This is a genomic window from Rubrobacter calidifluminis, assembly GCF_028617075.1.
GTDB classification, from domain to species: Bacteria; Actinomycetota; Rubrobacteria; order Rubrobacterales; family Rubrobacteraceae; genus Rubrobacter_E; species Rubrobacter_E calidifluminis.
Window position 1 is genome coordinate 164,892 of sequence record NZ_JAQKGV010000004.1, and the last position, 23,567, is coordinate 188,458.

The window sequence follows — 23,567 nt, forward strand, 5'->3', positions numbered from 1 at the left end:
AAGAGTTGAACACGGCGGGATCGCAGCTCATCATCGCGGCCATAGTCGGGCTGCCTTTCATGTCCTTTCTCGCGTGCGTCTTCCTCGGGCGGCGCCTGAAGGAGAACGCCCAGTACGTCTCGATACTTGCCGTCACGATCTCGCTCGTGTTCTCCATCTTCGCGCTTCTGTGGGTCGCCGGGGTGCTGCCCGCGAGCGGGGGTCAGATCTCTTTCTCTGTGCCCTGGATAGGGCTCGGGGAGGATGCGACGTTCCCGATGGGCGTGCAGATCGGGCACTGGACGGCGGTCATGCTCGTGATCGTGTGCTTCGTGAGCCTGATGGTGCAGCTCTTCTCCGGCGGGTATATGGCGGGGCATCCCCGGTTCGCCTGGTACTACGCGGTGGTGAGCATCTTCACCGGCTCGATGCTCGGGCTCGTCGTCTCCCCGAACTTCATCCAGGCGTACTTCTTCTGGGAGCTCGTCGGCGGGACCTCTTATCTGATCCACGGCTTCTACTTCGAGCGTCCGGCGGCTACCTACGCGGCGCAGAAGGCTTTCATCGTCAACCGGGTGGCCGACGCGGCGCTCTTTATCGGGATCATGGTCTTCTGGCGCGAGACGGGGACGACCTCCTTCTCCGGGATAGCCGAGGCGGCGAAGGCCGGGATCATCGGGCAGACGGCGCTCACCATCGGTCTTCTCCTGGTTCTGCTCGGGGCGACGGGCAAGAGTGCGCAGTTCCCGCTGCACGTGTGGCTCTCGAACGCCATGCAGGGCCCGACCCCGCTCTCGGCCCTGATCCACGCGGCGGCGATGATAGTCACCGGCGTCTACGTGATCTCGCGCACCTACGACATCTTCGTCCAGAGCCCGACGGCGATGGAGGTCGTCGCGATAGTCGGGGCGTTCACCGCGTTCATGGCAGCGACGATGGCGCTGGTGCAGAAGGATATAAAGCAGATAATCGCTTACTCGACGATCTCGCAGTTCGGGTACGTGATGCTCGGGCTCGGCGTCGGGGCCTTCACGGCCGGGGTCTTCCACATCTACACCCACGCGCTCTTCAAGTCGCTCCTGTTCCTGCTCGCGGCGAACCTGGGGTACGCCGTGGCTGGCAGCTCGGACATGCGGGTGATGGGCGGGCTGAAGAGCAGGATGCCGGTCACCTACTGGGCTTTCGTCGTAGCCGGGCTCGCGCTCGCCGGGGTCTTCCCGTTCAGCGGTTTCTGGAGCAAGGACGCGGTGATCGCCTCGGCCTACGAGGAAGGTCACTACGTGCTCTTCGCCCTTGCCCTCCTGACCGTGGGGCTGACCGCGTTCTACATCTTCCGGGGGATCTTCATCTGCTTCCACGGTGAGCCGCGCAGCGAGGATGCGCGCAAGGCGAGCGAGGTCCCCGTGATAATGCGCGTGCCGGTCGTGATACTGGCTTTTCTGTCGGTCGTCGCCGGCTGGGTCGGCATCCCCAGGGGGTTCGGGCTGCCCGTGAAGGACGTCTTCGGGGACTTCGTGCGTCCCGACAGGTTCGTGCAGAGCGTGACGCACGCGACCCCGGGGCTGTTCAGCTTCGTGCTGGCGGGCATCTCGGTTCTCTTCGCGCTCATCGGGCTGTTCCTCGCGTACGTGTTCGTGCTGGCGCGGCCTCAGTGGGCCGAGGCGCTCGGGAGGAGGTTGCCGGTGGTGCACGACTTCCTCCTCAACGGTTGGTACTTCGACCTCTGTTACGACAGGCTCTTCGTCCGTCCGGCCAAGGCGCTCGGGCGGGCGGTGCGTGACTTCGATCTGCGGGAGGTTGGTGGCTTGGTGGGCGGCTTTGGCAGGGGCGCGGGATGGGCTGGCGAGAAGCTACGCTCGCTTCAGACCGGCGGGGCCCAGAACTACGCGCTCTTCATACTCTTCGGTGCTTTCGTGGTGGCGGTGGTCGCGAGCGCGCAGTACTCTTTTATCGCCGTCATCGTGCTCGTGGCGTTCGGGCTGGCGGCTGCTGCGGTGGGGTCCAGGCTGTGATCACGACGGTAACGATATTCATCCCGCTGCTCGGCGCCCTGTTGATGCTGCTTTTGCCGGAGGAGTTCGAGGAGAGGAGGGTGCGCGCCATCGCGGCCGCGGTCGCGGCCGTCCCGCTCGCGCTCACGCTCTACATCTACTTCGTCTACCGGCAAGATCTGGGGGCGCCGGCTCTCACCCAGGACACCACCTGGGTCTCCGCTTTGAACATCGGCTACCGGGTCGGGCTCGACGGCATAGGGTTCGGGATGTTCCTGCTGACGGCGCTGCTCACGCTCATCGCGGTGGTGGCGGCGTGGGACGTGCGCCGCAACCTGAGGCAGTACTTCGCGCTGCTGTTCGTCGCCGAGGTGGGGATGCTCGGGGTCTTCGCCGCGCAGGATCTCGTTCTCTTCTACGTGTTCTTCGAGCTGACGCTGCTCCCGATGTACCTGCTGGTGGGAGCGTGGGGGGACGAAAACCGGAGGGCAGCGGCGATAAAGTTCTTCCTCTACACGTTCCTCGGGAGCACGATAATGCTCGCCGGTTTCCTGGCGTTCGGCATCCTGGCCGGGAGCTTCTCGTTCTCGGCCCTCGAAGGTGGAGGGGGACTCTCGCGCGTGGCCCAGGTGGCGGTCGCCGCCCCGATAGTGCTCGGGCTCCTGATCAAGGTGCCGGCCGTGCCGCTGCACGGGTGGCTCCTCGACGTCTACCTCTCCAGCCCGACCTCGACCAACGTGCTGCTCTCGGGGGTGCTGCCGAAGCTCGGGACCTACGGGCTTTTGCGGGTCGCGATCCCGCTCCTGCCGCAGGGGGTGCATCCGTTTTTGCCGTACATCGCGATCCTGGCGGTGATAAACATCCTCTACGGGGCGTTCGTGGGGTTCATGCAGCAGGATCTGAAGGCGCTGGTGTCCTACTCTTCGCTGGCGACGCTCGGGTTCATCCTGCTCGGGGCCTCCGCGGTGAACGCCGTGGGATACAACGGGGCGGTGCTGCAGCAGTTCACCCACGGGCTTTACTCGGCGCTTCTGTTCTTGGTGGTGGGGATCTTCCAGGCGCGCACCGGCACCCGCAAGATCCCCGAGCTCGGCGGGCTGGTCGGGAGGATGCCGTGGGCTGCCTCGCTCTTCGCCGTGGGTTCCCTGGCGGCGATGGGGCTGCCGGGGCTCGCGGTTTTCTCCTCGGAGTTCATGACGCTGCTCGGTGGCTACGATGCTCATCCCGTGCAGGGGATACTGGCCGCGCTGGGGATCATTACGGGCGCCTTCTACTTCCTGTACATGCTCGCGCGGGTGATCTTCGGCCCCATAAAGAACCCGGCGTACGAGGCGATACAGGACGCCACGCCGCTCGAGATGACGGCGATATTCCCGCTGGTCGCGTTGCTGGTGCTGCTCGGGTTCTTCCCAGGACTTCTGGTCGTGGTTCAGCACCATGCGGTCCAGAGCGTGCTGACTGTCATAGGAGGTGGCTAGCGTGCCCTACTCTGCAGAGGCCCTCTTTGCGCTCCTGCCCGAGCTCATCGGGGCCGTTTTCCTGCTGGTGGTCCTGATGGTGGGCGTTTTCCTGCCGGGCTCGGTGCGCGTGGTCGGAGGGCTCGCGGCCGCCGGCGCCGCGGCGGTCTTCGCGGTGGCCATGTGGATGTTCGCGAGCGGGTTCCACGGGACATTCTTCGGCGGTGGGTACGTGGTCGACGGGTTCGCACTCTACTTCAAGCTGCTCGTCGCCGGGTGCGCGTTTTTCGTGGTCGTGGCCTGTTTGGGCTGGGCCTGGAGTGCAGGGGATGCGACGGAGTATCTGGTGCTCATCCTCTCGGTGATGTTCGGGGCGACGCTCCTGGTCTCGATGCGGGATCTCTTCGGCGTCTTCCTTGCGCTCGAGCTCTCCACGATCCCCTCCTACGCCCTCGTGGCGTTCGATCGCCGCAGGAGGGAGAGTTCCGAGGGGGCTATGAAGTACATCATAACCGGGGCGGTGGCCTCCTCGGTGCTGCTCTACGGGATCGTCCTGATCTACGGCACGACCGGCTCCGCCTCGCTGCCCGACGTCGCGAAGACCTTTTCCGGACCACAGCAGCCGGCGGCGTTGCTCGGGCTTCTGCTGCTCATCAGCGGATTCGCCTTCAAGGTCTCCGCCGCGCCGTTCCATTTCTGGACCCCGGACGCCTACCAGGGGGCTCCGGCGACGACGGCGGCCTTCATCTCGGTGGCCCCGAAGATGGCCACCTTCGCCGTCTTACTCCGGGTGCTGACCGAGGGGGCTCCCGGGGAGGCTCCCGTCTGGACGGCGGTGCTGGCGGTGATCGCGATCGTGACGATGTTCGCGGGGAACCTGCCGGCGTTGCGCCAGACGAACGTTCGCAGGATGCTCGCCTACAGCTCGGTCGCGCATTCGGGATACGTCCTCACGGCGTTCGCGGCCTGGCAGGGGGGTGCCAGGGCGGAGGCCGTGCAGGCGGTGATGATCTACGCGGTCGCCTACGCGGTGATGAACCTCGGGGCTTTTCTCGTGGTGGATATCGTCGGGGAGGAAGCGAAGAGCTTCAACGGTCTCGTGAGAACCCGTCCGGGGCTGGCGGCGAGCATGTTCGTGTTCATGGCCGCTCTGGTCGGGATACCGCCGCTCTCGGGGTTCTGGGGCAAGCTCTGGGTGATCCTTTCCGGTGCAGGATCAGGCTCGGTCCTGACCTACGTGACGGTTGGGGCCCTGGTGGTGAGCACGGTGATCTCCGTTCCGTACTACTTCGGGATAGTCAGGGGGATGTTGTTCGAGGAGCCGGTCTCCTCCGAGGTGGTGAAGAAAGGTGAGCCGGCGGGCCTGCGCCTCGCCGTACATGCGCTTGCCTTCCTCACGCTCATCTTCTTCGTGGGCATAGCACCCCTCTCCGCGGTGGCCAGGGCCGCCGGTATGTTGTAAGCTGCATCATCATGCAGGCAGTAGTACTGGTTGGAGGGCTGGGGACGCGTCTGCGTCCCATCACATATGACATCCCCAAGGCTCTCGTGCCGCTGCGCAACGAGCCCTTCATGGGGTACATGGTCGACTTCCTGCGTTCCGGCGGGATAGATGGAGCGGTGCTCTCGCTCGGGTATCTGCCGGACCCTATCCAGGAGTACTTCGCCGGACGGGAGGATCTGAAGGACTTCCGTGTGAACTACGCGGTGGAGAAGCGGCCGCTCGGGACGGCGGGGGGACTCAAGAACGCCGAGCAGTACCTCGATGGGGGTACCATCGTGGCGGTCAACGGGGACGTTCTCTCCGGGCTGAACCTCAGGGAGGCCATAGAGGCTCACAGGAGCACGGATGCTCTCGCCACGATCACGCTCACGACCGTCGAGGATCCTTCGGCCTACGGGCTCGTCGAGGTGGACCACGAGATGCTCGTCCGGCGCTTCATCGAGAAGCCGGCCTACGACGAGATCACGACCAACCTGGTGAACGCCGGAATCTACGTGCTCGAGCCGGAGGTCTTCGGCATGATCCCCAGGGGCAGGGAGGTTTCAATAGAGCGTGAGATCTTCCCCCGGCTGCAGGAGCAGGGGAAGCTGCGTGCGTACGTCTCGAGCGCTTACTGGAAGGACATCGGGACGCCGAGGAGTTATCTGGCGGCGTCTTACGACGTCCTTTCCGGGGCGGTTGGGGCTGCCGACGGCTTCGCCTACCTGGATGTGGACGAGTCGGTGCAGTTGGCGAGGAACGTGAAGCTCCTGCCTCCGGTCTCTATCGCGTCCGGCTGTAAGGTCGGACGGGGGGCCACCATTGGTGGAAGGACCGCTATCGGGGAGGGATGCAGGATCGGGAGCGGTGCAGTGGTCGAGGGTAGCATCCTCCTCTCCGGGGCCGAGGTGGAGCCCGGCGCTGTGGTGCGTGGTTCGATCATCGGGCCTGGGGCGCGGGTCGGCAGGCAGGCGATAGTGCGCGGCCTCTCGGTCCTCGGGGCGAACTCGGTGGTCGGGGAGGGAAACGTCCTGGATCAGGGGATAAGGGTGAATCCCGGTGTCTCGCTCTCTCCGAAGAGCATAAGCTTCTGAGATCCGGTCCTAGCTGGCATGGGAGAGTTTGAGCCTTACCTGCTGGCACTGGCGGATCTCTTCTACCCTCAGCGCTGCGTCGGGTGCGGCGGGAGATCGCGGGACGTACTCTGCCGCGGGTGCTTCGAGAGGCTGCCCAGGATCTCCGGGCCGGTCTGCGATCGCTGCGGGGCACCTTCCGCCCACGAGACCCCGGTCTGCGAGCGCTGCAGGGGCGTGGATTATGCCTTCGAGAGAGCGCGCTCTGCCCTGGTCTACGAGGGGGTGGGGAGGGAGGTAGTGCGGGCGCTCAAATACCAGGCTTGCCTAGAAGTCGCCGAACGTCTCGCTGCGCCTCTCCTGGAGGAGCTGGCCGAGGGGAGATTCGACATGGTCGTCCCCGTGCCCCTGCACCGCTCGCGGCTGAGGAGAAGGGGTTTCAACCAGTCGTGGGTGATCGCCCGCGCGCTTGGGCGGAGGATAAACACACCCGCATCGGATAAACTTGTGGTCGTGAGGAGGACCAGGGATCAGGTCGATCTCTCGGGGCGTGCGCGTTGGGCGAACGTGAGGGGTGCGTTCGGGGTCAGGGGTTCTGTGAGGGGGAAGGTTCTGCTGGTCGACGACGTGTTCACCACCGGTGCCACCCTGAGCGCATGCTCCAGCGCCTTGCTCGAGGCCGGGGCGGAGCGTGTCTGTGCCCTGAGCCTCTGCAGGGCCCTTCATTAGGCAGCCCTTCGCCAAGGGAAAGGAGGGAGCAGGTGGAGATAACGATCAAGGGGCGAAACATCTCCGTTACGGAGGCTCTCGAGGACTACGCCCGGGAGAAGGTCTCCCGCCTGAGCAGGTTCTTCGACGACGAGCGCAGCGCGGCGCGGGCCGAGGTCGAGCTCATCCACGAGCGCAACCCGTCTATACCCGAGCCGGAGGTCGCGGAGACGACGCTCTTCATAAACGGTGCCGTGCTCAGGGCCCGGGGCTCCTCCCCGGACATGTACGCCTCGATAGATTTGATGAGCGACAAGCTCGAGCGGCAGGTCAGGCGCTACAGGGGCAGGCAGATCGACCGCTGGCACGGTCAGATCAAGAAGGGGGGATCCCAGAAGCCTCAGGAAGAGTCGAAGATCCTGCAGGACGAGGACGAGATAGAGGCTAAAATAGTCAGGACCAAGCAGTTTCAGATGAAGCCGATGAGTCCCGAGGAGGCGGCGCTGCAGATGGAGCTGCTGGACCACGACTTCTACGTGTTCACCAGCGCTGAGACCGGGGAGATAAACGTGGTCTACCGGCGCCGCGACGGGAACTACGGCCTCATTGAGCCCGCGCGATAAAATAAGTTCTGGCCCGAAAGCTTCCGGCGAGGTGTAAGGCGACGTGGCGAATCTCTTGACGAAGATATTGAGGATGGGCGAGGGCCGCAAGGTGAAGGCCCTCTGGCGGGACGTGGAGGAGATCTCCGCGCTCGAACCGTCCTTCGAGAAACTCTCCGACGAGGAGCTGCGGTCGAAGACCGACGAGTTCCGCGAGCGGCTCGCGGAGGGCGAGACGCTCGACGACCTCCTCTACGAGGCTTTCGCCGTGGTGCGGGAGGCCGCCAAGAGGACGCTGGGGATGCGCCCGTTCGACGTGCAGGTGATGGGTGGCATCGTGCTGCACCAGGGCAAGATCGCCGAGATGAAGACCGGCGAGGGGAAGACGCTCGCCGCGACGATGCCCGTCTACCTCAACGCGCTCACCGGCGAGGGCGTGCACCTGGTGACCGTCAACGACTACCTCGCCCGGCGCGACGCAGAATGGATGGGGCCCATCTACGAGTTCCTCGGGCTCAGGGTCGGGGTCATCCAGGAGTGGATGGACTTCGATGAGCGCAAGGAAGCCTACGCCGCCGACGTCACCTACGGGACCAACACCCAGTTCGGCTTCGACTACCTGAGGGACAATCTCGCCACCTCGCCCGATCAGCTCGTGCAGCGCGAGCTCAAGTACGCCATCGTCGACGAGGTGGACTCCATCCTGATCGACGAGGCCCGCACCCCCCTCATCATAAGCGGGGTGCCCGAGAGCGCCGCCGACACCTACTACCGCTTCGCGGCGATCGTCCCCACCCTCAAGGAAGGCGAGGACTACGAGGTGGACGAGAAGAAGCAGCAGGTCGCCCCGACCGAGCAGGGGGTCGCGAAGGTCGAGAGGGCGCTCGGGATAGACAACCTCTACGACGACGTGAACGCCAATCTGGTCAACCACCTGCAGCAGGCCCTCCGGGCGCACACCCTATTCAAGCGCGACGACGAGTACATCGTCCGCGACGGGGAGGTCCTCATCGTCGACGAGTTCACCGGGCGCATCCTGGAGGGCCGGCGCTACTCCGAGGGACTGCACCAGGCCATAGAGGCCAAAGAGGGCGTTCCGATCAAGGAAGAGAACCAGACGGTCGCCACGATAACCATCCAGAACTACTTCCGCCAGTACGAGAAGCTCGCCGGCATGACCGGCACGGCCGCGACCGAAGCCGACGAGTTCATGCACATCTACAAGATGGAGGTCGCCTCGATCCCGACCCACCGTCCGATGATCCGGGTGGATAAGGACGACCTCGTCTACAAGACCAAGAAGGCCAAGTACAAGGCGGTCGTGGAGGACATCGTCGAGCGGCACAAGAAGGGGCAGCCGGTCCTCGTCGGCACCGTCTCCGTCGAGGTCTCCGAGCACCTCTCGAAGCTGCTCAAGCAGCGGGGCATTCCGCACAACGTACTCAACGCCAAGCACCACGAGCGGGAGGCCGAGATCATCGCCGAAGCCGGGAAGCTCGGCGCGGTGACGATAGCCACCAACATGGCCGGGCGCGGCACAGACATAAAGCTTGGTGGTTCCGAGGAGGGGACCGAGGAGTGGACCGAAGAGCACGAGCGCCTCGCGCAGGAGATCATGCGGAAGTACCCGACGATCGAGCGGGAGATGCTCGAGGGGCGCACGCTCGAGTCTTTGAAGGTGGTCAACCTCGGCGGCCTCTACGTGCTTGGCACCGAGCGGCACGAGGCACGCCGGATAGACGACCAGCTCCGGGGACGCTCCGGACGCCAGGGTGACCCTGGAGAGTCGCGGTTCTACCTCTCCTTCGAGGACGACCTTCTCAGGCTCTTCGGGGGCGAGCGGATGCAGAACCTCATAAGCCGCATCGGGCTCGAGGAGGACGTGCCGCTCGAGGCCGGGATGGTCTCCGGCTCGGTGCGGCGGGCGCAGGAGCAGGTCGAGAGCCAGAACTTCCAGGCGCGCAAGCGCATCCTCGAGTACGACGACGTGCTCAACAAACAGCGCGAGGTGATCTACGCGATCCGCCGCGAGATCCTGATGGGCGGCGAGGTCGACACGATGGGTTACGTCGAGGAGGTGCTCTCGGACGTCATAGAATCTCACGCCCCGGCCAACTCCTATCCGGAGGACTGGGATCTCGAGGGGCTCGAACGCGAGCTCCGGCGCTTCTACCCGGTCTCGGTGGACTTCGGGGTCCTGGATCCCGAGGAGGCCACGACGGAGGATCTGCGCGAGCTGGTGCTCGCCGATGCCCGGGAGCGGCTCGAAGAGCGCAAGCGGGAGTGGGAGGAGCGTACGGCCGAGCTCGAGCGGCTCGGGCTCGAGCGCGCCGACGGCATAGACAGCTTCGAGGAAGCAGAGCGCAGGACGCTGCTCTCGATCGTCGACCAGCGCTGGCGCGAGCACCTCTACGACATGGAGTATCTGCGGGAGGGCATCGGCTGGCGCGGCCTCGGGCAGCGCGACCCGCTCGTCGAGTACAAGCGCGAGGGTTACGAGATGTTCCGGCAGATGGAGCGGGCGCTCAAGGAAGACTACGTCACCTATATCTACCGGGTCGAGAACGTGCAGATAACCGAGGCTGACCTCGAGCAGCTCTCCTACAGCGGGGGTGGGGAAGAGGAGCCCACCGCTCCGCAGCAGAGGAACCCGAGGCGGGCGGATCAGAAGATCGGTCGCAACGACCCGTGCCCCTGTGGGTCCGGGAAGAAGTACAAGAAGTGTCACGGCATGCCCGGGGCACCGCCGCTCAGGGTGGAGGGTTGATGCCTGAGACCGAAGAAAAGCTGGCGGAGCTCGAAGCGCGGCTCTCCGACCTCGAAGATTACTTCGATGTCGGAGAGATGCGCGAGGAGGCCGGGAGGCTCGCCCGGGAGATGAACCGACCAGATTTCTGGGACGATCCCGGGCGGGCGCGGGAGGTTTCGGCGCGTTTCTCCAGGATCCAGGACCGGCTCGAGCTGCTCGAAGATCTGCGCAGAAGGCTCTCGGATGCCGGGGAGCTGCTGGAGCTCGCTGGCGATGAGGATGGAGAGTTTCTGGCTGAGGTCTCCGGGGAGCTCAGACGGGTTGAGAGGACGCTCGAGGAGCAGGAGATCGCGCGGCTTTTCTCCGGAGAGTACGACGAGGGTGACGCCATCCTCACGATAAACTCCGGCGCTGGCGGGGTCGACTCGCAGGACTGGGCCGAGATGCTCGCCCGGATGTACCGCCGGTGGGCCGAGCGGCGCGGCTTCGATCTGGAGGTCATAGAGTACACCGAAGGGGAAGAGGCCGGGATAAAGAGCGCGACCTTCACGGTCAGGGGGGAGTTCGTCTTCGGGCTGCTCTCGGCCGAGAGGGGGGTGCACCGGCTGGTGCGCATAAGCCCCTTCGACGCGAGCCGCAGGCGGCACACGAGCTTCGCCTCGGTGGCGGTCGCGCCGGCGGTGGACGGCGAGATAGAGCTGGACATCGACGAGAAGGATCTCAAGGTAGACACCTACCGGTCCTCCGGGGCGGGCGGGCAGCACGTGAACAAGACGGACTCTGCTGTGCGCATCACGCATCTTCCGACCGGGATCGTCGTCCAGTGCCAGAACGAGCGCAGCCAGCACCAGAACCGGGAGACGGCGATGCGGGTGCTAAAGGCGAGGCTGCTCGAGCTGGAGAGGGAGAAGAGGGAGCGTGAGTTGGCCGCCCAGAGCGGGGAGAAGGCGGATATCGAGTGGGGCTCGCAGATACGCTCGTACGTCCTGCACCCCTACAAGATGGTCAAGGACCATCGCACCGGGGTCGAGACTGGGGATGTGGAGCGGGTGCTGGATGGGGAGATAGACGACTTCATCTACGCCTACCTGAAGAGCCGTACGGCCGCTGTTTGATACGGGCGTAAGGAAAGTACGCAGGGTCTGCCGCGCGGTCATCCTGGTCCTGCTGGTGTTCGCCGGGGTGATTGCTGCGGGGCCCTACACGTATCTTCCAGGGCTGGTCGATGGGGTGGTGAGCCGGGATTTGCAGGCCAGGATGGGCCTGAGCGAGCCTCCCAGGGTGGATCTGCGCAGCGATCCCCCGTACGCCATGCTCGGCGGGAGATTCTCCTCCGGCACGATAGAGATGGAGGGGGCCGCTTTCGGCAACATCCACACCCGTCGGATCAGGGTGCGGCTGGGGTCGTTCGAGCTGGCTCTGATCAGGAGCCTGGTCTCCGGTCGCCTCGTGAGTAGGGAACCCATGAAGGGTAACGTTAGGATCACGCTCTCCGAGGATGAGGTGAAGCGGATGGCCGTCTCCGAGGTGAGGGCCGTCTCGATCAGGAACCTCACCCTCAGGCCGGGGAGGGTCGAGATCGGGAGCGAAGCCGTGCTGGCCGGGGTTTCGGTCCCCGTGTCGGTCGTAGGCTCGGTCGCGGTGCGCGATGGCGGGATGGTCTTCTCCCCGACGCGGGTCTCTGCGTTCGGGATCTCGTTGCCGCGGGCGGTGAACGACGCCATCCTCTCCGGTATCTCTTTCTTCTACCCGATCCGGGACCTCCCATTCCCCATCCGGTTCGAAGGGGTCGAAGTGATGACGGGACGCGCCGTTTTGCGGGGGACCATCACCATCCTCTCCGGTTGATAGCGGCGGGCTTTGCTGCTATCTTTCGCCCTTGTCCGGCGGAGTTTTCGGAGGGGGGACTCCGCCGCCAGGACGAGACCTCGCCGGAGCTCGCGTTGGGAGGATGATGATCCGGTTCGACAGCGTCACCAAGTTCTACGGCAGGGACACCCTCGCGCTGGACGACGTGAGCTTCGAGATAGGCGAAGGCGAGTTCGTCTTCCTGGTGGGGGCGAGCGGTTCCGGGAAGTCCACGGTCGTGCGCCTGCTCCTCAAGGAGGTGGAACCCACGCGGGGGGAGATATACGTGCGGGGGGTGAAGCTCTCCGGGATCCCGCGGAGGAGTATCCCGCGCCATCGCAGGAGCATCGGGTGCGTCTTCCAGGACTTCAAGCTGCTCCCCAACAAGACGGCGGCGGAGAACGTGGCCTACGCGATGGAGGTCACCGGACACCGCAGGCGTGCCATACGCACCAAGGTCCCCCAGATGCTCGACCTGGTGGGTCTCACCACCAAGAAGGACAGGTATCCGGCGGAGCTCTCCGGTGGAGAGCAGCAGCGCGTCTCGATAGCCCGGGCGCTGGTCTCCTCCCCACCGGTGCTGGTCGCCGACGAGCCCACCGGGAACCTGGACCCCGAGACGAGTCGGGGGCTGATGCGGCTTCTGGAGCGGATAAACCGCATCGGCACCACGGTCCTGGTGGCGACCCACGACAGGGAGATGGTCGATGCGATGCGCCGGCGGGTGATAGCGCTGGAGGACGGGCGGGTCGTGCGAGATCAGCTGAAGGGTGCGTACGCCGGTGAGTAGCAACCTGGGTTTCTTCCTGCGTGAGGCCCTCGGTGGCATCCGGGCCAACCTGCTCATGAGCCTGACCGCGACGGTGACGACTTTCATCTGCGCCGTGGCGCTCGGGGGTGCGTTGCTCTTCGGGGCGCACGTCAGGGGGCTCGTGGAGTCCCTGCAGCGTGGGGTGACGATTGACGCCTTCTTCCCCCAGGGTGTCTCGAAGCAGAAGATGGAGGATGTGCGCCGGACCGTGGCGGGCTACCCGGAGGTCAGGAAGGTCCGGCTGGTGACGAAGAAGGAGGCCTACGAACGGTTCAAGAAGAGGTTCTCGGACAACCCCAGGGTCTACAGGGGCCTCGGTAGCGACTTCCTGCCGGCCTCACTGGAGATCACGCTGAAGAAATCTTCCGACGCTTCCGGGGTCGCCGCGCGACTCGAGAACGATGGCTTCTCGCCTTCGAACCTCAGCTACCCGCAGCAGACGGTTCGCCGGCTCGACCGGGTCGCGGGGTACGCGATCTGGGCTCTCCGGCTGACCACCGGGCTCTTCCTTCTGGCGAGCGTCCTTCTGGTCTCGAACGCCATAAGGCTTTCGATCTTCGCCCGGCGCAGGGAGATAGAGGTGATGAAGCTGGTTGGGGCCTCGGACGGGTTCGTGAGGACGCCTTTCGTCATAGAAGGGTTTCTGCAGTCCCTGACCGGTGCCGTGGCAGGGGCCGTCATCGTGCTGCTGGCCAACAGAGCCTTCGTCGGGTGGTCGCATCAGACGCTTCCTTTCTTCCCGATCTCCGCAGGTTACGTGGACCCGCTCCAGGTGTTTGCCATCGTGGTGGGTTTCGGGTGCATCATAGGTGCTGTCGGGAGTTACCTCTCCGTGCGGCGTTTCCTCAAGGTCTGAAAGATCACCTCTTGGGCCGGTGGGCCAACGGTGCTCTGCATGCTTAGGGTTACGGGCCCGCCGTTTTTGGCTGCGGGCCGGAGCCCCGGTGTGGTTCGTCATGTTAGACTCAGCCCGTGAGGTACGCTGGATTGGTCTCTGAGGAGGGCCTGTGATACTGCCTGCGGTCCTCGTCAGAAGGGGGAAGTATTCTATCGCCGACCCGCTCTTCGTCGAGGAGCGGCGGCCGGTCCTGGTTGCGCGCAGGGCCCGGCGCGGGGCGGAGGCCGGAGACCTCGTGCTCGTCGACGTCCACGAGACCAGGCGTTCGCTGCGGGGTGAGGTCGTGCGGGTCATCGGGACCTCGGAGGATCCGCGCAACGTCTACGAGGCTCTGTTCGCCTCCATCGAGACCTCGCCCCGCTTCCCGCGCCGGGTCGAGGAGGAGGCCGAGAAGGTGGCCGGACGCGGTTTCTCGGAACGCAGGAAGGACCTCCGAGCCCTGCCGACCGTCACCATAGACGGTGAAGACGCGATGGACTTCGACGATGCCATCTCGGTGGAGCGCACCTCCGACGGCTACAGGGTGTGGGTACACATCGCCGACGTGACGCACTACGTCGACCCGGAGGGGGCGCTCGACCGGGAGGCCGCGCGGCGGGGCAATTCCGTCTATCTTCCGGGGCGCGTGGCGCCGATGCTCCCGGCGCGGCTCTCTGCGGACGTATGCTCGCTCGTTCCCGGGGCCGAGCGGGCCGCCGTGAGCGTCGAGATGGACGTGGACCACTCCGGGGCGGTGCGCGAGAGTCGCATCTACCGCAGCAGGATAGCGAGCGACGCCCGTCTCACGTATGAGGGAGTGGATGCCTTCCTGCGGGGGGAGGGCCGGATCGAGCAGCCGCGGCTCGTCACCGAGGCGTACGAGCTCTCGCGCAGGCTCAAGACCCGGGCCGCCGTTCGGGGCAAACTCGAGCTCGAGAGCAGAGAGCCGGAATACGAGCTCGACGATGATGGGGTGCCGGTCTCCGCGAGGATGAGGGAGTCGAGCCCCGCCCGCGAGCTCATCGAGGAGCTCATGATCCTCGCCAACGAGCAGGTGGCGGTGGAGATCACGGGCCGTCCCGGGGGCGTCTTCCGGGTTCACGAGCGGCCAGATACGGAGGCGCTGGAGGAGCTCGGGCGTCGGCTCGAGGCGATAGGGCTGGCCGACGAGCCTTCGCCGGAGAACCTGAGCGTCATCGCCCAGAAGGCCAAGTCCGGTGCCGTGGGGTATCTGATCCTGCGCTCGTTGCCCCGGGCGTACTACTCGCCGTCGAACGTCGGGCATTTCGGGCTCGCGCTCGAGAACTACACTCACTTCACCTCCCCGATCCGGCGCTACGCGGACATCCTGGTCCACCGGGCGCTCTTCGGATGCGGGAGATCGGGAGAGGATTTGTGGGAGATCGCCGAGCACATCTCCGAGAGGGAGTTCCGCAGCATGATCTGCGAGCGCACCGCGGACGAGTACACCCTGATGTGGCTGATGCGCGACCGTGTGGGAGAAACCTTCGAGGGTGTGGTCGTGAGCACGACCTCGTTCGGCCTCTTCGTGGAGCTCGAGAGCGGGGCCACGGGGCTCGTGCACGTGAGCAAGCTCCCCGGATGGTGGGAGCTGGACGAGAGTGGTGTGGTACTCTCCAACGACGAGATAGGGGCCTCGTACAGGGTGGGAGACCGGGTTCTCGTAGAGCTGCTCGACGTCTTCCCGCTCTACCAGCGGGCCGAGCTGAGGGTGGTGAAGAGACTGTGACCGACCTTGCACGCAACAAAAAAGCCACGCACGACTTCGACATAGAGGAGACCTACGAGGCCGGAATCCAGCTGACCGGTCCGGAGGTCAAATCCGTTCGCGCCGGGCGGGCCAACCTGCGCGAGAGCTACGCCCGGGTCAGGGACGGTGAGGTGTTTTTGCTCGGGGCGCACATCTCGCCGTACCAGAACGCCACCCACGTCCATCAGAACCCGACCCGAGAGCGCAAGCTGCTGCTGCACAGGAAGGAGATAGACCGCCTCGCCGGTAAGCTCAACGAACAGGGCAAGACGCTCATCCCGCTGAGGCTCTACACGAAGAACGGGAGGATAAAGCTGGAGCTCGCCGTCGCCAGCCGCAAGAAGCTCTACGACAAACGGCGTGAGATCGCGCGCAGGAGCGCCCAGAGGGAGATCGAACGGGCGATGAAGGAGCGCCTGAGGCGTTGATAGAGGTCTCATCGGTGGTAAAATAAGCATCGTCGATGGGGGCGAGTCTGGCTTCGACGGGAGCGGACAGCGTCCTGTGAGACGAGCCGAGTTCGCCGGAGACTCGTTAAACGCCGGCACCTAAAAATACACGCCAACGACGCAGAGCCGGAGATGGCGCTGGCTGCGTAAAGACAAAATCGCAGCCCATCGGACTGGGTGGCCCGTGACTCGGTATCCGGTGTCAGCTTAGCGGGCTCACCTCATCGGTCCTGGCCCGGGGCTGGTGAGGGAAACTCAGGTAGGGCTGGCCCCTCCGCGGCGCCCCGGTCCGCGGAGGTCGGTGAGAATAAACCGGGTGCGACGCTCGTACAATCTCACGGATGGCGCGCTTCCGGACGCGGGTTCGACTCCCGCCGCCTCCACTATCTGGTCCGCCGAGAGGCGGGCCTTTCTTTTTCTCCCCGGGACGGAAAAAGCGATATCCGAGCGGCTATAATCCAGCCTCGTGAGCGATCCGAGACCCATAGGCGTTTTCGACTCAGGGGTTGGAGGGCTGACCGTTCTCTCTGACATCAGGGACCGTTTGCCTTATGAACACACGATCTACTTCGGGGATACGGCCAGGGTCCCATACGGGCCGCGCGATCCCGCGGAAGTCAGGGAATTCGCGTTTGAGATCGTGGAGTATCTGGTCGGGTTGAACGTCAAGCTGGTTGTCATAGCCTGCAACACGGCCGCTGCGGCGGCCCTGAAGGATCTGCAGTCCGGATTCGAGGTCCCGATAGTCGGTGTCATAGAGCCCGGGGCCAGGGCTGCGGTACTCGACACACGCAACCGGAAGGTGGGTGTGCTCGCCACCAAGCTCACGGCGGAGAGCGGAGCTTACCGGAGGGCGATCCACGCGCTGGACGCAGGGATAGAGGTGTACGAGCAGGCCGCCCCCGAGTTCGTCCCCATGATCGAACGCGGCATCGTGGACGGACCAGAGCTGGAGGAGGTTGCCAGAGGGTATCTGGAGCCCATGATCCACCGTCACGTCGACGCGGTCATCCTGGGGTGTACCCACTACCCGCTCATCTCCGCGACCATAAACCGGATCCTGGGACCGGAGGTCCGTCTCATCTCCTCCGCAGGTCAGACGGCGCTGGAGGTGAGGAACATCCTCTCTCGCAGAGGTTATCTGCGCCGGCCGCGCAATCCGGAGGACTTCGGCAAGTCCGTCTACGTCTGCAGCGCCGACCCGGAGGAGTTCGCCAGACTGGGCAGTCGCTTCCTCGAGGAGAATATAGAAGTAGTCACACCGGCTTCGGCCCTGCAGCGTACCTAGAACTGTCTGGGCTCCTGATCCGTTTGTTATACTAGACGACGGTTTGGCGGGGCGTGGCGCAGCCTGGTAGCGCACCTGCTTTGGGAGCAGGGGGTCGGAGGTTCAAATCCTCTCGCCCCGACACAGGGGGCGCCACCCGTGCGGGTGTAGCTCAATGGCAGAGCTCCAGCCTTCCAAGCTGGCGATGGGGGTTCGATTCCCCTCACCCGCTCTTTGCGCCCGTAGCTCAGGGGACAGAGCAGCGGACTTCTAATCCGCCGGTCGCAGGTTCGAATCCTGCCGGGCGCGCTTCGAGAAGCCTTGATTTGCAGGTGAAACGCAAACAACAGAGAAGCCCCCGGTTCGACGTCGGGGGCTATTTACCGCAACCGTACCGCAACCCGTTATCCCAAAGCGTCGTCCATCGCGTCCGCCAGACCGTCGCCCATGCCGGGGAGCACGTGGGAGTAGGTGTCGAGCGTGATGCCGATGTTGGCATGCCCGAGGAGTTCCTGGACGTACTTGGGGTGCTGGCCCACCTTAAGAAGTATGGTGGCGCAGGTGTGCCGGAGGTCGTGCACGCGCACGGTGCGGGGAAGTCCGGCGCGCTCCAGGATCTGCTTGAAGGAGCGGGCAGTGAGGTTCTTGGCGTTCATGGTCTTGCCGACCTGGTTGGGGAAGACGAGCCCGTGATCCTCCCACAGCCCCGCCGCCCGCAGACGCTCCTCCAGCTGCGCTTTGCGATGGCGCCTGAGCGCCTTCATAGCCCCGGTGGTGAGCTTGATGCGGCGCCCCTTGCCGTTCTTGGGGGCTTCGAAACGGTGCCCCGTTCGCGTCTCCGAGAGCGTGCGGCGCACGGCGAGCGTGCCGGCGTCGAGGTCCACGTCCTCCCACTTGAGCCCCAGCAACTCGCCCTCCCGCAAACCACAGTGCACGGCGAGCACGTACAGGGTCTCGAAGCGGTCGCCGCGCGCGGCGTCGAGGAAGGCGCGGGCCTGGTCGGGAGACAGGGGCCGTATCTCTTTCTTGGTGGGCCTCGGCGCCTTTATGGCCTCGGACGCGTTGCGGGGTATCAGCTCGTCCCTCACGGCCTGCTTGAGCGCCTTGTGGAGCGTGACGTGGATGTACTGGACGGTGCGGGGCGAGAGTCCGGCGCCCAGCTTCTCCCGGTAGAGGCCCCGGACATGCGCCGGAGCGAGGGTCTTCAGTTTGATCCGCCCCAGCGTGGGCTTGATGTGCACCCGGACTATGGACTCGTACCGCTCGTAGGTGCGCTGCCTCACCGTGTCCCGCACGGAGTCCGAAAGCCAGCGATCCAGGTACTCGCCGACGGTCAGCTTCCCGGCGTCGTACACGATGCCGCCATTGCGGTCCGCTATCGCCTTCGCCAGCTTCTCCGCCACCTCCCTGCGCGTCTTGCCGTACAGCGTCTTCCGCTTGCGCCCCTCGGCCGTGTACACGGTGTACTCGGCGCGCCAGGTGCCGTTCTTGCGACGGCTGATGCTGCCCTCGCCGTTGCCGCGTTTACCCATCTTCTCCTTCCCTTCCGGTCCCGGCGACGAGCGTCGCCACTTACAACACCTCTCAACATCCGGGTGCCTTTATCCTGCTTGGATCCACCTCCCCAACCATGAGCCTGCCGTCCGACGATCTTTGATCGCTGCGTAGACAATGTCAATGATCCACCTGTTACGAGGTAGGGATCCTCCCCGACGGGTCTACTTCCGCCTGGCTTCCGGATAGCGTTGCTCTTCGAGCCAGCGATCGAGCTCCCTGCGGCTCACCCGGACGCTGCGCCCGATCCTCACCGATGGGATCTGCCCCGAGCCGACCAGCTCGTACGCCCGGCTGCGCGCGATCTGCAGGACCTCCGCCACCTCCGGTACCTTCAGCCACTCTCGCTCCCTGTTCACCCACACTCCCCTCTTCTGTCCTGTTCCCTACTGTAGTACAAATACACATTTGCGGTCAAGGCCAGGATCGTCTACAGTACCCTCGAATACGCCTTCGGGGAGGGACATAAGCGATGCGAGAGAACCTGGAGAAGAGGTTGGAGATCCTGGGCTACCTGGCCCGCAGGGCCGCCAGGGGCGAGGGGGCGCCGAGCGTGAAGGAGGTGGGGGAGGCCGTGGGCTTGAGGAGCACACAGACCGCCCACAAGCATCTCAAGAAGCTCGAAGAGGCCGGTTACGTCGAGCGGGAGGTCGGGAAGGCCCGGGGCCTGAGGCTCACCCCTACAGGCTGGGAGGTGGCGGGGAGGACGCCTCTATTGGGCCGGATCGCCGCCGGGCGCGGGTTCGAGGCCATCGTGGACGAGAGCACAACCTTCTCTCTGCCCGCGGAACTCCTCTACTCCCCCTCAGGCAGGGAACGCTACTCGCTGCGGGTGGTCGGGCAGAGCATGACCGGAGCCGGCATCGAGGACGGAGACCTTCTGGTCGTCGAGGAGGACGAGGACCCGCCCGACGGGGCGGTAGTGGTGGCGCTGCTTCGGGGAGGCGAGGAGGTCACCGTCAAGAGGCTCTACCGGGAGGGTGAGTACCTGCGGCTAAAGCCCGAGAACGGCGAGCACGAGGACATCGTCGTGCCCGATGAGGAGACGATCATCCAGGGACGGGTCGTCTACGTGATACACCCGCCCAGGAGACGCCATTAGGAGGGCGTCGTGAGGCCGCTGGAGCGCGTGCTGGAGGTCCTGGAGGTAGACAGGGGTCCCGACCATCGAGGCGAGTACCTGGCCTTCTGCCCGGCCCACGACGACAGGAACACCCCCAACCTGCGCGTCGAGGAGGCAGAGGACGGCCGCGTCCTGCTCCACTGCTTTGCCGGCTGCTCGCAGGACGAAGTGCTGTCGGCCCTGGAAGAGCGGGGAATTCGCAGGCGCGACCTGTTCTCCCGGAACGGCCGCGGAGTGGAGGAGGGGAGTAACCTCCCCCCGTATAGGACTGCAACGCTGCAACCCCGCTCTGTAAAGGGCGAAGATAAGCGGGAAAAGGGATTGCGCGACCCCGCGCAACCGGGTGCAATGGCGCAACCTCCCTGCACCCTCGAAGCCTATGCCGGGGCCAAGGAACTGCCCGTGGAGTTTCTCCGGGAGCTCGGCCTCTCGACCGTCAGCTACATGGGCACGAAGGCTGTGCGGATGCCGTACCTCACGGAGGACGGCCGGGAGGGAGCCGTGCGCCTGCGGCTGGCCCTGGAGAAGTCTCCGCAGGGCGACAACCGCTTCCGGTGGCGCAAGGGCTCGAAGCCGACCCTCTACGGCCTGTGGCGCATGGAGCGCGTCCGGGAGGCCGGCTACGTCGTGCTGGTCGAGGGCGAGAGCGACTGCCACACCCTCTGGCACCATGGCATCGAGGCGCTGGGCGTCCCCGGCGCTTCCAACTGGAAGGAGGAGTGGGCGGCGCACCTCGAAGGGATCGGGAAGGTCTACGCCGTGATCGAGCCGGACGAGGGAGGCGAGATGTTGAAGGAGAGGCTCGCCGCCTCGGGCATCCGGGACCTGCTACGCTTCGTGGAGCTCGACGGAGCGAAGGACGTCAGCGAGCTTCACCTGTCCGATCCTACCCGCTTCCTGGAGAACTTGCGGGCCGCCTTCGGGCGCGCGGCGACTCTGATCGACCAGGAGAAGGAGCGGGCCGAGGCCCGTGCCCGTGAAGTCCGGGAAGCCTGCGAGGGTCTGGCCCGCGAGGGACGCATACTCGACCGCTTCGCCGCCGAGCTTGGGCGCTCCGGCGTCGCCGGCGAGAGCCGGGCCGCGAAGCTCCTCTACCTGGCCCTCACGAGCCGTCTCCTGGAGAGAATCGTGAGTATCGCGGTCAAGGGGCCGTCCTCCGGCGGCAAGACCTACCTTGTGGAGCGTGTCCTCTCCTTCTTCCCGGAGGACGCCTACTACGCTTTAACCGCGATGAGCGAGCGGACGCTCGCCTACTCCGAAGAGCCCATAAAGCACCGCTTCCTGGTGATCTACGAGGCCGAGGGCATGAGCGGCGACTTCGCCACCTACCTGATGCGCTCTCTGCTCTCTGAGGGGCGCGTCCGCTACGAGACGGTCGAGAGCACCAAAGACGGCATAAGGCCCCGCCTCATAGAGCGGGAAGGCCCCACGGGCCTGATCGTCACCACCACCGCCGTCAAGCTCCACCCCGAGAACGAGACCCGCCTGCTCTCTTTGACCGTCGCCGACACCCAGGAGCAGACCAGGAACGTGCTGCGGGCTTTGGCCAGGGGTAGGATCGGCGAGCCAGACCTCAAACCCTGGCTCGCCCTCCAGGAGTGGCTGGTGACGGCCGAACGCCAGGTCGTCATCCCCTACGCCGGGGATCTCGCCGAGCTGGTCCCGCCCGTGGCCGTCAGGCTGCGCCGGGACTTCGGTGCGGTCCTGAATCTGATCCGTGCCCATGCCGTCCTGCACCAGGCCACTCGCGAGAAGGATGCCGACGGCCGCATCGTCGCCACCCTCGACGACTACGTCGCCGTCAGGGAACTGGTGGCCGACCTGGTGAGCGAAGGCATCGAAGCAACCGTGCCCAAAGGCGTGCGCGAGGCCGTGCACGCCGTTGCACGCCTGCACGCCGGGAACTCCGAGCCGGTGACCGTGGCAGAGGTCGCCCGGGAGCTGGAGCTCGACCGCTCCGCCGCCTCCCGCAGGATCAAGACAGCCAGAGAACAGGGCTATCTCAGAGATCTCGAAGATAACCCCCGCAAGCCTTCCCGCTTGGTGCCCGGAGATCCCTTGCCCGAGGACCTGGAGATACTGCCGCCTCCGGATGCATTGAAAGCGTGCAAGCGTGCAGGCGAAAACGGGGGGATAGACACCCCCCTCCCCCCGTCGAACGGCGATGAGGAAGGCGGGGGAGGGGGTGCATACCCCTCCGAAAACGGTGCACGCCTGCACGCCCCGGACGAAGACGGGCGCGTGAGGTTCACATTATGAGTGCTCGCGCACTGCTTGAGGAGCTGCGTACGCGCGACGTGCGTCTGGAAGCCAGCGGCCTCACGCTGCGCGTAGACGCTCCCGCCGGCGCCGCAACCGACGAGCTGCGCGCCGTCCTCCGCGAGCACAAGCGAGCCCTGATCCGGCACCTCGAACGCGAGCGCCGCAGGCTGGAGGAGGCGGACCGCCGGGGGCTCGTGATCCGGTGGGCCAGAGAGCCCGGCTACGTCGCCCTGCACGACCCTACCACCGGCGAGTGGCACGAGGTCGCGGTGTCCGGGTGCCCGCCCTGGGTGCTGGAGGATGCGAAGGCGTACCGCCGCCGGGAAAGGAGCGAAGCATGAGCAGCTACGACGAGGTGGTCCGCCGCAGGGAGGTCAATACCCTCTACCGCAAGCTCTGCTTCCTGGGCCTCGAAGCCTATGCCGAACCTGACGCGGAGCGGCCGGCAGGCTACAGGGTAGTGGTCGAGGGCCTGAAGTCCTTGAACCCCGACCACGCCGACCGCCTGATGCGGCTGGTGCGGGACAACGAGGCCGCGCTGGCAGAGGTACTGCCGAAGAGATGTCCCCGTCTTCGGCTCGTCCGCGGCAACGGACCGGTCCCTTGAGAGCACGTCTCCTATCCGTCTGCGTGTCCCGCGCCCGGGAGGGCGGTCTGAAGATAACCCTGCGGTACGCTTACGAGGGCAGACCTCCGTCCTTGAGGCAGCGCGCCGGGATGGTGAAGGCCCTGCTGGCCGAGGCCCTCGGCCGCCTGGAAAAAGGTAAGCCCATGGACGCGGGCTTCAGCGAGGACGCCGTAAGGCGCGTCCGCACCGACACGATGGAGACGTAGCCGTCCGTGCCGGAAGAGGGCGTATCCGTGTGTGAGAAACCCTATATAAGAGAGAAGATCACACGCACGGGCGGGAGAAGGCGAGGCGCTTGGACTTCGACACCTCAAAGAGCAACGGCAGGGACCGCCGACGGCCGTCCGGCGGTAACAGCTTCCCTGACTTCTCGACGGGTAGAGCCGGCCGCCCGGGTCGAGGTTTCGACACCTCCCGCCGTTACCGTCACCAGAGCGGGATCGACGGGGGTGTCGGCGAGGACTTCCGTATACCGGCGGGCGCGAGGAAGGCCGCGCTGGTCCACCTGGCGCTCGAAGCGTGGCGCGCTGGCCTGCTCGACCCGAAGGAACTCGGTGAGGTGAGGGGCCGCGACGTGGACGAGGCAGGATTGCAACGCGCCCTCTACCGCTCCTCCATGGGCGAGATCGAGCACGTCCTCGGCCCGATAGTGAGGGGTAAGCGCATCGTCGTGGAAGGCCATCTCGCCGGCACGGGACGTACCGCCATAGAGAGGCTCGGCGCCGAGGTGGAGGAGCTAAGGCTCGAAGACGAGAGGCGCTACATAGACATGACTCCCGTCATCTTCGTTGTTGCAGCGGTCGCTATGGCCGTCCGCTACGTCTCTTTGGGTCTCGACGACCAGAGCCTCTACATCCTCGCCGGCATAGCCTTCGCCCTCATGTACGGCCTCAGGCCTTTCTTCTTCAAGATGCAGAGGCCTAGAGACGAATAGG

22 protein-coding genes, 3 tRNA genes and 1 other RNA gene are annotated in these 23,567 nt (G+C 65.4%); 24 read left to right on the top strand and 2 right to left on the bottom strand.

Annotated features, from left to right (window positions below):
* Window positions 1-5: 5 nt before the first annotated feature.
* The 18 genes from nuoL (at window position 6) to PJB24_RS05050 (ending at window position 17,374) form a co-directional block, all read left to right on the top strand.
* Window positions 6-1,991: an NADH-quinone oxidoreductase subunit L gene (gene nuoL / locus PJB24_RS04965; RefSeq protein WP_273843335.1), complete on the top strand. Its 1,986-nt coding sequence runs from the start codon at window positions 6-8 to the stop codon at window positions 1,989-1,991.
* The gene (locus tag PJB24_RS04970) at window positions 1,988-3,448 is read left to right on the top strand and encodes a complex I subunit 4 family protein (RefSeq protein WP_273843336.1); all 1,461 of its coding nucleotides are present in this window, start codon (window positions 1,988-1,990) and stop codon (window positions 3,446-3,448) included. Before nuoL ends, PJB24_RS04970 begins: the two co-directional genes overlap by 4 nt.
* 1 nt (window position 3,449) lies before the next feature.
* The gene (locus PJB24_RS04975) at window positions 3,450-4,889 is read left to right on the top strand and encodes an NADH-quinone oxidoreductase subunit N (RefSeq protein ID WP_273843338.1); all 1,440 of its coding nucleotides are present in this window, start codon (window positions 3,450-3,452) and stop codon (window positions 4,887-4,889) included.
* Window positions 4,890-4,900: 11 nt separating this feature from the next.
* Complete coding sequence (locus tag PJB24_RS04980) at window positions 4,901-6,004, top strand: nucleotidyltransferase family protein (protein WP_273843339.1); 1,104 nt, start codon at window positions 4,901-4,903, stop codon at window positions 6,002-6,004.
* A gap of 18 nt (window positions 6,005-6,022) precedes the next feature.
* Window positions 6,023-6,712: a ComF family protein gene (locus PJB24_RS04985; RefSeq protein ID WP_273843341.1), complete on the top strand. Its 690-nt coding sequence runs from the start codon at window positions 6,023-6,025 to the stop codon at window positions 6,710-6,712.
* Window positions 6,713-6,744: 32 nt separating this feature from the next.
* Window positions 6,745-7,314 carry a ribosome hibernation-promoting factor, HPF/YfiA family gene (gene hpf / locus PJB24_RS04990; protein WP_273843342.1) on the top strand — a complete coding sequence of 190 codons (570 nt, stop codon included), beginning with the start codon at window positions 6,745-6,747 and terminating at the stop codon, window positions 7,312-7,314.
* A 55-nt stretch (window positions 7,315-7,369) separates the two neighbouring features.
* Window positions 7,370-10,060: a preprotein translocase subunit SecA gene (gene secA, locus PJB24_RS04995; RefSeq protein ID WP_273843346.1), complete on the top strand. Its 2,691-nt coding sequence runs from the start codon at window positions 7,370-7,372 to the stop codon at window positions 10,058-10,060.
* The gene (gene prfB / locus PJB24_RS05000; RefSeq protein ID WP_273843347.1) at window positions 10,060-11,157 is read left to right on the top strand and encodes a peptide chain release factor 2; all 1,098 of its coding nucleotides are present in this window, start codon (window positions 10,060-10,062) and stop codon (window positions 11,155-11,157) included. Before secA ends, prfB begins: the two co-directional genes overlap by 1 nt.
* Window positions 11,158-11,224: 67 nt before the next feature.
* The gene (locus PJB24_RS05005; protein WP_273843349.1) at window positions 11,225-11,890 is read left to right on the top strand and encodes an LmeA family phospholipid-binding protein; all 666 of its coding nucleotides are present in this window, start codon (window positions 11,225-11,227) and stop codon (window positions 11,888-11,890) included.
* A 106-nt stretch (window positions 11,891-11,996) separates the two neighbouring features.
* Window positions 11,997-12,680, top strand: a complete 684-nt coding sequence (ftsE, locus tag PJB24_RS05010) for a cell division ATP-binding protein FtsE (protein ID WP_273843350.1) — start codon at window positions 11,997-11,999, stop codon at window positions 12,678-12,680.
* The gene (locus tag PJB24_RS05015) at window positions 12,673-13,557 is read left to right on the top strand and encodes a cell division protein FtsX (RefSeq protein WP_273843352.1); all 885 of its coding nucleotides are present in this window, start codon (window positions 12,673-12,675) and stop codon (window positions 13,555-13,557) included. Before ftsE ends, PJB24_RS05015 begins: the two co-directional genes overlap by 8 nt.
* 151 nt (window positions 13,558-13,708) lie before the next feature.
* A complete protein-coding gene (locus PJB24_RS05020) occupies window positions 13,709-15,328 on the top strand; it encodes a ribonuclease R family protein (protein WP_273843353.1) in 1,620 nt (539 codons plus the stop codon).
* Window positions 15,325-15,777, top strand: coding sequence for an SsrA-binding protein SmpB (gene smpB, locus PJB24_RS05025; RefSeq protein WP_273843355.1), 453 nt, complete (start codon window positions 15,325-15,327; stop codon window positions 15,775-15,777). The genes PJB24_RS05020 and smpB overlap by 4 nt, the downstream gene beginning before the upstream one ends.
* Before the next feature lie 37 nt (window positions 15,778-15,814).
* Window positions 15,815-16,184: a transfer-messenger RNA gene (gene ssrA, locus PJB24_RS05030) on the top strand.
* 80 nt (window positions 16,185-16,264) lie between these two features.
* Window positions 16,265-17,086, top strand: a complete 822-nt coding sequence (murI, locus tag PJB24_RS05035; protein ID WP_273843356.1) for a glutamate racemase — start codon at window positions 16,265-16,267, stop codon at window positions 17,084-17,086.
* 47 nt (window positions 17,087-17,133) lie between these two features.
* Window positions 17,134-17,207, top strand: a tRNA-Pro gene (locus tag PJB24_RS05040).
* Window positions 17,208-17,226: 19 nt separating this feature from the next.
* Window positions 17,227-17,297, top strand: a tRNA-Gly gene (locus tag PJB24_RS05045).
* 4 nt (window positions 17,298-17,301) lie between these two features.
* Window positions 17,302-17,374 (top strand) — tRNA-Arg (locus tag PJB24_RS05050).
* 95 nt (window positions 17,375-17,469) lie between these two features.
* Here the strand turns inward: PJB24_RS05050 and PJB24_RS05055 are convergent.
* Window positions 17,470-18,597, bottom strand: a complete 1,128-nt coding sequence (locus tag PJB24_RS05055) for a site-specific integrase (RefSeq protein ID WP_132689179.1) — start codon at window positions 18,595-18,597, stop codon at window positions 17,470-17,472.
* A gap of 186 nt (window positions 18,598-18,783) precedes the next feature.
* Window positions 18,784-18,978, bottom strand: a complete 195-nt coding sequence (locus PJB24_RS05060; protein ID WP_132689182.1) for a helix-turn-helix domain-containing protein — start codon at window positions 18,976-18,978, stop codon at window positions 18,784-18,786.
* A 113-nt stretch (window positions 18,979-19,091) separates the two neighbouring features.
* Here PJB24_RS05060 and lexA point away from each other — a divergent pair, with 113 nt between their 5' ends.
* The 6 genes from lexA to PJB24_RS05090 all read left to right on the top strand — a co-directional run bounded on the left by lexA (window position 19,092) and on the right by PJB24_RS05090 (window position 23,566).
* Window positions 19,092-19,721 carry a transcriptional repressor LexA gene (gene lexA, locus PJB24_RS05065; RefSeq protein WP_143527134.1) on the top strand — a complete coding sequence of 210 codons (630 nt, stop codon included), beginning with the start codon at window positions 19,092-19,094 and terminating at the stop codon, window positions 19,719-19,721.
* Window positions 19,722-19,730: 9 nt separating this feature from the next.
* Window positions 19,731-22,001, top strand: coding sequence for a MarR family transcriptional regulator (locus PJB24_RS05070; protein ID WP_152678889.1), 2,271 nt, complete (start codon window positions 19,731-19,733; stop codon window positions 21,999-22,001).
* The gene (locus PJB24_RS05075) at window positions 21,998-22,345 is read left to right on the top strand and encodes a TubC N-terminal docking domain-related protein (RefSeq protein WP_132689191.1); all 348 of its coding nucleotides are present in this window, start codon (window positions 21,998-22,000) and stop codon (window positions 22,343-22,345) included. The genes PJB24_RS05070 and PJB24_RS05075 overlap by 4 nt, the downstream gene beginning before the upstream one ends.
* Entirely contained in the window at window positions 22,342-22,611 is a 270-nt protein-coding gene (locus PJB24_RS05080) for a hypothetical protein (protein ID WP_132689193.1), read from the top strand. Before PJB24_RS05075 ends, PJB24_RS05080 begins: the two co-directional genes overlap by 4 nt.
* A complete protein-coding gene (locus tag PJB24_RS05085) occupies window positions 22,608-22,838 on the top strand; it encodes a hypothetical protein (protein WP_228033595.1) in 231 nt (76 codons plus the stop codon). Before PJB24_RS05080 ends, PJB24_RS05085 begins: the two co-directional genes overlap by 4 nt.
* Window positions 22,839-22,927: 89 nt before the next feature.
* The gene (locus PJB24_RS05090) at window positions 22,928-23,566 is read left to right on the top strand and encodes a hypothetical protein (protein ID WP_132689198.1); all 639 of its coding nucleotides are present in this window, start codon (window positions 22,928-22,930) and stop codon (window positions 23,564-23,566) included.
* Window position 23,567 lies beyond the last annotated feature (1 nt).